The organism is Euryarchaeota archaeon, from assembly GCA_016207515.1.
Taxonomy (GTDB): Archaea; Thermoplasmatota; SW-10-69-26; order JACQPN01; family JACQPN01; genus JACQPN01.
On sequence record JACQPN010000016.1, the window covers coordinates 37635 to 46190 of the forward strand.

General features: G+C 61.7%; 6 protein-coding genes and 1 tRNA gene. 6 read left to right on the top strand and 1 reads right to left on the bottom strand.

Going from position 1 to position 8556, the window contains the following annotated elements; translation table 11 throughout:
* The first annotated feature begins 18 nt into the window (after positions 1–18).
* From HY556_07390 to HY556_07410, 5 genes are all read left to right on the top strand, one after another.
* Entirely contained in the window at positions 19–2847 is a 2829-nt protein-coding gene (locus tag HY556_07390; protein ID MBI4393602.1) for a DNA-directed RNA polymerase subunit A', read from the top strand.
* A 1-nt stretch (position 2848) separates the two neighbouring features.
* Complete coding sequence (gene rpoA2 / locus HY556_07395) at positions 2849–4804, top strand: DNA-directed RNA polymerase subunit A'' (protein ID MBI4393603.1); 1956 nt, start codon at positions 2849–2851, stop codon at positions 4802–4804.
* Positions 4805–5107 carry a 50S ribosomal protein L30e gene (locus tag HY556_07400; protein ID MBI4393604.1) on the top strand — a complete coding sequence of 101 codons (303 nt, stop codon included), beginning with the start codon at positions 4805–4807 and terminating at the stop codon, positions 5105–5107.
* Positions 5108–5201: 94 nt separating this feature from the next.
* Positions 5202–5609, top strand: coding sequence for a NusA-like transcription termination signal-binding factor (locus tag HY556_07405; protein ID MBI4393605.1), 408 nt, complete (start codon positions 5202–5204; stop codon positions 5607–5609).
* A gap of 179 nt (positions 5610–5788) precedes the next feature.
* Positions 5789–5862, top strand: a tRNA-Met gene (locus tag HY556_07410).
* 215 nt (positions 5863–6077) lie between these two features.
* Here HY556_07410 and HY556_07415 read toward each other — a convergent pair.
* Positions 6078–6305, bottom strand: a complete 228-nt coding sequence (locus HY556_07415; GenBank protein ID MBI4393606.1) for a hypothetical protein — start codon at positions 6303–6305, stop codon at positions 6078–6080.
* Between the two features lie 594 nt (positions 6306–6899).
* Here HY556_07415 and HY556_07420 point away from each other — a divergent pair.
* Entirely contained in the window at positions 6900–8324 is a 1425-nt protein-coding gene (locus HY556_07420) for an NAD-binding protein (protein ID MBI4393607.1), read from the top strand.
* Positions 8325–8556 lie beyond the last annotated feature (232 nt).

Sequence of the window (8556 nt, forward strand, 5' to 3'; positions counted from 1 at the left end):
TCGGAGGTGACCGCGTAGATGATCACGAACGCCCCCAAGAAGATCGGGAGCATCGCCTTCGCGCTGCTCTCGCCCACCGAGATCCGCGCGCTTTCGGCGACGAAGATCATCACGGCCGACACCTACGACGATGACGGGTTCCCCATCGACATGGGGCTCATGGACCCGCGCCTAGGGGTCATCGAGCCGGGACTTCGCTGCAAGACCTGCGGTCGCACGGTCGGCGACTGTCCCGGACACTTCGGCCACATCGATCTCGCGATGCCGGTGATCCATGTCGGGTACACGAAGATCATCAAAGGTCTTCTCAAATCCGCTTGCAGAGCATGCGGCAAGATCCTCCTTCCGAAGGAGACCGCGGAGAAGCACTACGCGGAGTTCAAGCGGATCAAGGAAGCGAACGAGGACACGGGTTACCTGCTCTCGGTCGTCGCCAAGGAGGTCGCAAAGCCCGCGGGCGCTGCGTGCCCCCGCTGCGGCGAGTCGATAAAGAAGATCGACTTCGAAAAACCGACGACCTTCCGCGAAGAGGGCCATAAACTGACCCCCGTCGACATCCGGGAGTGGCTGGAGAAGGTCAGTAACGAAGACCTGGAGCTTCTCAACATCAACACGAAAGTCGCTCGACCCGAGTGGATGATCCTCACCGTGCTTCCGGTGCCGCCGGTGACGATGCGTCCGTCGATCACCCTCGAATCAGGTGAGAGGAGCGAGGACGACCTCACTCACAAGCTGGTGGACGTTCTGCGCATCAACCAGCGTCTTCAAGAGAACCGCGACGCCGGGGCCCCGCAACTCATCGTCGAGGACCTTTGGGAGTTGCTCCAGTACCACATCACGACCTATATGGACAACCAGACGTCCGGGATACCGCCCGCAAGGCACCGTTCGGGCCGGCCCTTGAAGACCTTGAGCCAGCGGCTCAAGGGCAAGGAAGGCCGGTTCAGGTCCAACCTCTCGGGAAAGCGGGTGAATTTCAGCGCGAGGACGGTCGTCTCGCCCGACCCGAACATCAGCATCAACGAGGTCGGCGTGCCATTGGAAGCCGCGATGGAACTCACGGTGCCGATGAAGATCACCGTGTACAACATCGAGAAAGCGAAGGAACTGGTGGCCAACGGGCCGGACAAGCACCCGGGCGTGAACTACGTCGTGCGATCCGATGGACGGCGAATCAAGACGACCGCGCAAAACGCGGAGGAAGTCGCGAAGAGGCTCGAACCCGGTTTCATCGTCGAGCGCCACTTGATGGACGGGGACATCGTCCTCTTCAACCGGCAACCGTCGCTACACCGGATGTCCATGATGGCGCACGAAGTGCGCATCATGCCGCACAAGACGTTCCGCGTCAACCTCTCCGTGTGTCCGCCGTACAACGCTGATTTCGACGGCGACGAGATGAACCTCCACGTGCTCCAAGGCGAAGAGGCACGGGCGGAGGCCAGGATACTGATGCGCGTTCAGGAGCACATCCTCAGTCCGCGCTTCGGCGGTCCCATCATCGGTGCGATCCACGACGAGATCACCGGCGCGTTCCTCCTGACGTTCCGCGACCAGTTCTTCACGCGCGGGCAAACGCTCGCTATCCTTGCGAAGATCAACCAGAGGAACGTCAAGTACCCGCCAGCCTTCAAGGCAGGCGACAAGCTCCCAGACGGGACGAAAGCCATCGAGGATCTCTGGACGGGAAAACAGGTGTTCAGCCATGTCCTTCCGGAGGGCCTCTCGATGAGGTTCCACCCGGAGATACGCGAAGGCGAATCGTGCGCGGAGGACAATCTCCCCATCTCGACGGGCGCCAAGGCCGGAAAACCCGGCGTCGACTACTGCCAATACGGCGGTTACACGGTCATCGAGGACGGCCTGCTCATCCACGGCCCCATCGACGAGAAGGCGATCGGCGCTTTCAAGGGCGAGATCCTGAACAAGGTGATCAGGAAGCACGGGGCCGACGGGGCAAGGGCCTTCATCGACAACGTGACGAAGCTCTGCATCGGAGCGATCATGGTCCAGGGTTTCACGACCGGCATCGACGACGAGGACATCCCCGTGGAGGCGCGCCGCCAGATCGACGGGCTTCTTACGGAACAGATGGACAAGGTCGAGAAGCTCGTCGCGGCGTACCACGCGGGCCAGCTCGACCAGATGCCGGGCCGCTCTCTGGAGGAGACGCTTGAGATCAACATCATGCGTGAACTCGGCAAGGCCCGTGACGGAGCCGGAAAGATCGCCGGTGGTCACTTGGGGCTTGACAACTCGGCCGTCATCATGGCCAAATCGGGCGCCCGTGGTTCGATGCTCAACCTGTCGCAGATGGCGGGTTGCGTCGGGCAACAGGCCGTCCGTGGCGAACGCATCAGCAGGGGCTACCAGAACAGGACGCTCCCGCACTTCAAGCGCGGCGATCTGGGCGCCTCCGCTAAGGGCTTCGTGAAATCGAGCTACAAGACCGGGCTCTCGCCAGTCGAGTACTTCTTCCACTCGATGGGTGGTCGTGAAGGTCTCGTCGACACGGCCGTTCGGACATCGCGCTCAGGCTACATGCAAAGACGCCTCATCAACGCTCTCGAAGACCTGAAAGTCGAATACGACGGCACGGTAAGGAACACCGTCGGCACCATCATCCAATTCGACTACGGAGAGGACGGCGTCGACCCCACGCGGTCGCTACGCGGCAAGTCCGTGAACCTCAACGAGGCGATACGCGAGGTCCTCGGCATCGACGTTGGTCCGGAGAAGACGACGCGTGGGCGCTCGACTTACGACCGTGAGGACGTGGAACTCACCCGATCGATGCTCGACGAGCTTTCTGAAAACGACGAAGACACCGACTACGGAGGCGAGTAAAGTGGCAAAGAAAGAGGACAAGAAGGAAAAGAAGGCCTCCGCGAAACCAGAGAAGGTCGAAAAGAAAGCGAAGCCCGCAACGAAGGACGAACTGCGCGGCGCCAAGAAAATCGAAAAGAAGGACGACAAGAAGGCCGCCAAAGAGGACGCTATCTCGAAGGCGGGCAAGAAGGGAAAGAAGGGAAAGGCCGAAGAAGGACCTCACGTCGAGCGCGACATCGCCGAACTCCAATCCATCAAGGGGATGGAAGACGACGTCGCCGCCGGGCTCTACGATGCGGGCTTCCGCACAAAGGCGGACATCAAGAGGGCCTCGATGGAGGAACTCCTCGAAGTGGAGCTCCTAAACGAAGAGACCATCCAACAGCTCAAGGACCAGGTCATCGACGTCGAGCAGACGATCGAGGAGTTCACCGAGATCCCCGGCATCTCCAAGACCAAGGCCGACGCGTTGATCGAAGCGGGCTACAAGACCATCTTCGACCTCCAACGCGCGACGATCGAGGAACTCGCGGAAGTGAACGGCATCGGCGAATCGCTCGCCGAACTCCTCAAAGAGCACGTGGGCGAGTACAAGCCGTTCAAGGCACCGGTCTCCGCCGCGGAAGAGCTTGAATTCATCGCCTCGACCGGGCCGGAACCGGCCCGCAAGATGAGTGCTCTCGAGAAGAGGGTGCGCGAGATCGCCAAGAAGGCGAAGATCAAGTTGCCGGAGAACGTCGTCCTCGAACTCTGTACGACCATCGGGGATCGGCGACTCTCTGACGAACGCATCAAGCAACTCCTCGAGGCGTTGAACCGCCAATACTCGCACAACCGCATCGACCCGACCGAGGCCGCAGGGATCATCGGCGCCCAATCGATCGGCGAACCCGGCACCCAGATGACCATGCGTACTTTCCACTACGCCGGCGTCGCTGAGATCAACGTCACCTTAGGGCTTCCCCGCCTAATAGAGGTCGTTGACGCCCGACGCGTGCCGTCGACGCCGATGATGGAAGTACACCTCGACCTGGAGCACCGGGCGAGCCAGGAGAAGGCCCAACAGGTGGCGGCCGAGATGGAGGCGACGCACCTCATCGACATCGCCTCCGTCGACACGGACCTCGGTACTCGCGAGGTCGTCATCGTCCCGGACGAGAAGAAGACGAAGCTCAAGAACATCACGGTCGACGGGATCGCGGAGAAACTCAAGAAGCTCAAGAACTCCGTCGTCGAGGTACGCGGCGACAGGGTCGTCGTGAAGCCCGTCGTCGAGTCCTACAAGGCCCTGATGACGCTCGCAAGCGAGGCGAAACGCAGCCAGATCAAGGGGATAGCCGACATCACGCGCGTCGTGATGAGGCGCGAGGAGGACGGCTACGTCATCTATACGGAAGGCTCGAACCTCGCGAAGGTCATCCAGATCCCGGGCGTCGACACGACATCGACGCACACGAACAACTTCCGCGAGATCTACGAGGTCTTGGGGATAGAGGCCGCGCGCCGCGCCATCATGAACGAGGCCCACAAGACGCTGTCAGAGCAAGGTCTCACCGTCGACATCAGGCACTTGATGCTTGTCGCGGACGTGATGACCGTCGATGGAAACATCCGCGCGATCGGCAGGCACGGTATCTCGGGAGAGAAATCGTCGGTCCTTGCCCGCGCCGCGTTCGAGATCACCGTGAACCACCTCTTGGAGGCCGCCCTCATAGGCGAGGTCGACCCGCTGGAGGGAGTCGCCGAGAACATCATCGTGGGCCAACCCGTCTCCCTAGGTACCGGGGCCGTGAGCCTTGCGATGAAACCCGGCAGTTTCACGAAGATGGCCGCGAGGAAGAAGGAGTGGATACCGCCGCCACCGCCGGTAATCGAGGCGCCGCCCGCAGAGGCGGCGCCTGCGCCTGAAGCCACGGACGCCGACTCCACGGAGGAAGCGCCTGACGCGACCGAGGAAGAGAAGGAGGCACAATAGATGGACGTCAACAGATCTTTGAAAGTGGCCGCAACGACCGGGAAAGTCCTCATCGGGACGAAGGAGACCGCCGAAGCCATTAGGGCCAAGAAAGCGAAGCTCATCGTCCTCGCCGCGAACACGCCTGCCGACTGGAAGACGAAGATCGAGACGGAAGCGAAGAGCCACCATATCCCCGTCTACAACTTCACGGGGACAAGCGTCGAACTCGGCACCGTCTGCGGAAAGCCCTTCAGTGTGGCGGCGCTTTCCATCCTTGAGGCCGGGGAAAGCGACGTGCTGCAGCTCGCCCGGGCGCGTTAGCGACGTGTTGAGACGGATGGCCGTAGGAGTCGACCCGGCGAAAACGCACGGAAGTCCATAGGCGGTATCAAGACTGACCGAAGTCAAGCTCACGATGGAATCGATGCGTCTCATCGCGGCGTTCCAGTCGATGACCCAATCGAGCGTTAGGGACTGTGTCGACGAGCCCGACCGCTTGGTCTTCGTGGTCGACGAGACCGACATCGGCCGCGCGATCGGGAAGGGCGGAGCCCACCTCGAACGCGTCAAGAACTATTTCAAGCGCGATGTGGAGATAATCGCGTACAACCCCGACCCCGCGACGTTCGTCGGGAACATCTTCAGGCGCCACGACGTGCAGAAAGTAGAGATATACGACCGAGGCGGAGGCGTCAAGCGAGCGACCGTCACCGTCGACCCAAGGTCGAAGGGAAAGGCCATCGGCAAGGGTGGGCGGAACATCAAGCTCGCGAGGCTTCTCGCCGAGCGCCACCATGGCATTCTAGAAGTCGCGGTGGAGTAGGGCACGCGAAGACCCCAGATTACATTACCCGGATTCCACTTCCCCGCACACCCGTCGGGGTGGCTTTAGACTGGTAGCGCTGGCGGGTTCGCCATGCTCACCCGCCGCGGCTCGCCCATCCTTCGGATGGTCATCGCAGCGACGGACTCATTAACCCCTTCTGTATTCGAAACGCACCCGTCGGGGTGGCTCAGACTGGTAGAGCGACGGACTCATAATCCGTAAGTCAGGGGTTCAAATCCCCTCCCCGACACTTCTGGATTTGAACCGCTGCAAGCGGACGGAGCAAAGCGAAGTCCGCGCAGAAGGGGTTCAAATCCCCTCCCCGACACCGCCGATCAATCTAGGTGAAGGCACAACCGACAGACGCTGTGTGTTTTTTGAGAGGATGCATGCACTCCCAGCATCTCGCCGCCGCCAAGAATCCGACCCGCGGCCACGCTCCCCGACAGGCGCATCGCCTTGGCATCAGGCGTCGGGCCCCGAGAATGACGCGGGGTCGCCGTCCGGCACCTCTTCGAATGGCGCTTGTTCCGGGAACGGGCCATCGACGTAGATGCAGCCCGGCCGGCATTCGTCCTCGGCGGCGTGGCCGTGGCGGTGCTGGATGCGTGCTTCAAGGTCCTTGTGCGCTTGCGACTCGAATCTGGAGACGCAGGCGCTTGCGAACCCACCGTAGTGTATGAGTGGTTTCATGGATCATCCCCCCGAGTATTCAGTTAAGGCTTCGGGTCCCGTCGCCGCCGAATTTCCGGACTGTCAGGTTGCTTGCTCGGTTGTCGAAGCGGCGGTCCATCTGGACCTTCAGGTCGAACTTCATTGTGTGCATCCATCCTATGCGCCGTCGGCATTTGACCGTCCCCCGGGGGCGTGGCCGAAAGTTTTCTCTCGTGCCGAAGGGCAAAAAGATAACACGGGCCGCGCAGTATTATAAGTTTACGAAAATAGTTCGCGGCCCATCAACCCGCTCTCCGCCCGGCTCACAGCTCGCCTTTCGCCTTCTTGATCTCCGCCCAATCGTAGTACTTCCCGCAGCTCTTGCATCGCCACTTATTGGCGAGCATGAAGACCACGGTGCGTTCGCCGCAGGCGGTGCAGGTCTCGGGCATTCTCCCGTTTTTTGAACGAGGGCGAGGCGTATATAAGGTTTGTAATGGCCTCGCCTTACATTTCGTGGTTTCTTGAAAGACTGCACCGCGGGGTCGCCTCCACATGGAGGCCCCGGACGGACCCGCCGGAAATGCGCCCGGGTCACGCTCTGCGAAGGGACTTTTAAGAGCACGCCCGCGCTTGACCGGGACCGTGTACGTCATCCTGGGCTGCGGCTCCGTGGGCTTCAACGTGGCCAAGATGCTCAAAGAGCGGGGCCACGAACTCCTCATCATCGACAACAACAAGAAACGCGTCGAGAACCTCCGGGATTTCGAGCTCGAATCGGTCGTCGGGGACCTCCATAACCTCGCTGCGCACCTTGCGGCGCTACGCCGGGCCGATGCCATCCTTCTTCTTGGAAGCAACATGGAAGCGAACCTCAGCGCCCTGAAATTCATTAACCGCGAGCTTCCGCAGAAGTTCTCAATCGCCCGTGCTTTGGACCCGGTCTCGGCGGAGGCGTTCGAGAAGGTCGGCGGCAATTCCGTCCTACAGCCGAGCGAGGTCATCGCCCGATCGGTCGTTCGTGAGGTGGAGGCCTTCGAAGTGCAACGCACCGGCTCCGCCCTCACGGAGATAATCAAGGGGGCGAGGTCCGTTGCGATCGTGCTCCACAGCAACCCCGACCCGGATGCCTTGGCCTCGGGCCTAGCCCTCAAGGCGATCTGCACCCTTTTCAACGCGGACGCGACGATCTACTACGGCGGCAACATCGGACACCAGGAGAACCGGGCGTTCGTGAACCTACTCGAACTGGACCTCGTGCGAGTGGCGCCCAAGGACGACGTCGCGGAGGCGCTTGCAAAGCACGACCGCGTGGCGCTCGTCGAGGCGAACGAACCGGGCCGCTACAACGTCCTCCCGAAGGGCACCAAGCCTCACATGGTGTTCGACCACCACCCGCCACTCGATGGCGGCGTCCACGCTGATTTCGCGGACGTCCGCCCCGCCGTGGGAGCGACGTCCACCATCATGACGCGCTACCTCCAACAACTGAACGTCCCGGTGGACGCGCGCCTCGCGACGGCGCTCCTCCACGGGATCCGGACGGACACCGCCGTGTTCACGCGCGGAGCGACGTCCGAGGACATGACCGCGGCGACGTTCCTTTCCGCCTTCGCCGACATGGATCTCCTCGCGAGGATCGAGGAGCCGCCGCTTGCGTCCGAGACCGTCGACGTCCTTGGAAAGGCCATCCGGAACCGCGAGGTGCATGGGTCGCATCTTCTCACCTGTGTCGAGTTCATCCGGGACCGTGACACCCTCCCGCAGGCCGCAGACTTCCTACTGAAACTCGAAGGCATCACGACCGTCATCGTCTTCGGCATCCAAGACGACACGCTTCACATCAGCGGCCGCAGCCAGGACGTGCGCGTGAACCTCGGCGACGCCTTGGCGAAGGCCTTCGGTAAGCAGAACGCCGGGGGCCATGCGCAAAGTGCCGGCGCGAGCATCAAACTCGGCATATTCGGGGACGTGGAAGACCAAGAGGCATTGGTCCGCCTAGCGAAGGACGCCGTCCGCAAGCAGTACTTGGCCGTCCTCGGCGTGGAAGAGCAGTGACCGGGCCGGCCGTAGGTCATGGGGGACGCGCCACGGGAGGCCAGGCGCCTCGCCGCGAACTCTTAGCGTTTGGTGTCATCCATGATATGCCCCGAGACTGTCAAGTTAACCCCATCTTCATGTTGTGAAATCCCCCGAACGCTTCGCCCCACCGGAGCAGACTCGCCACAGTCGAGCGGTGGGGGAAGTATTCCAGGAATACGCGGTACCGGCGATCCATCGGGCTGAAGTA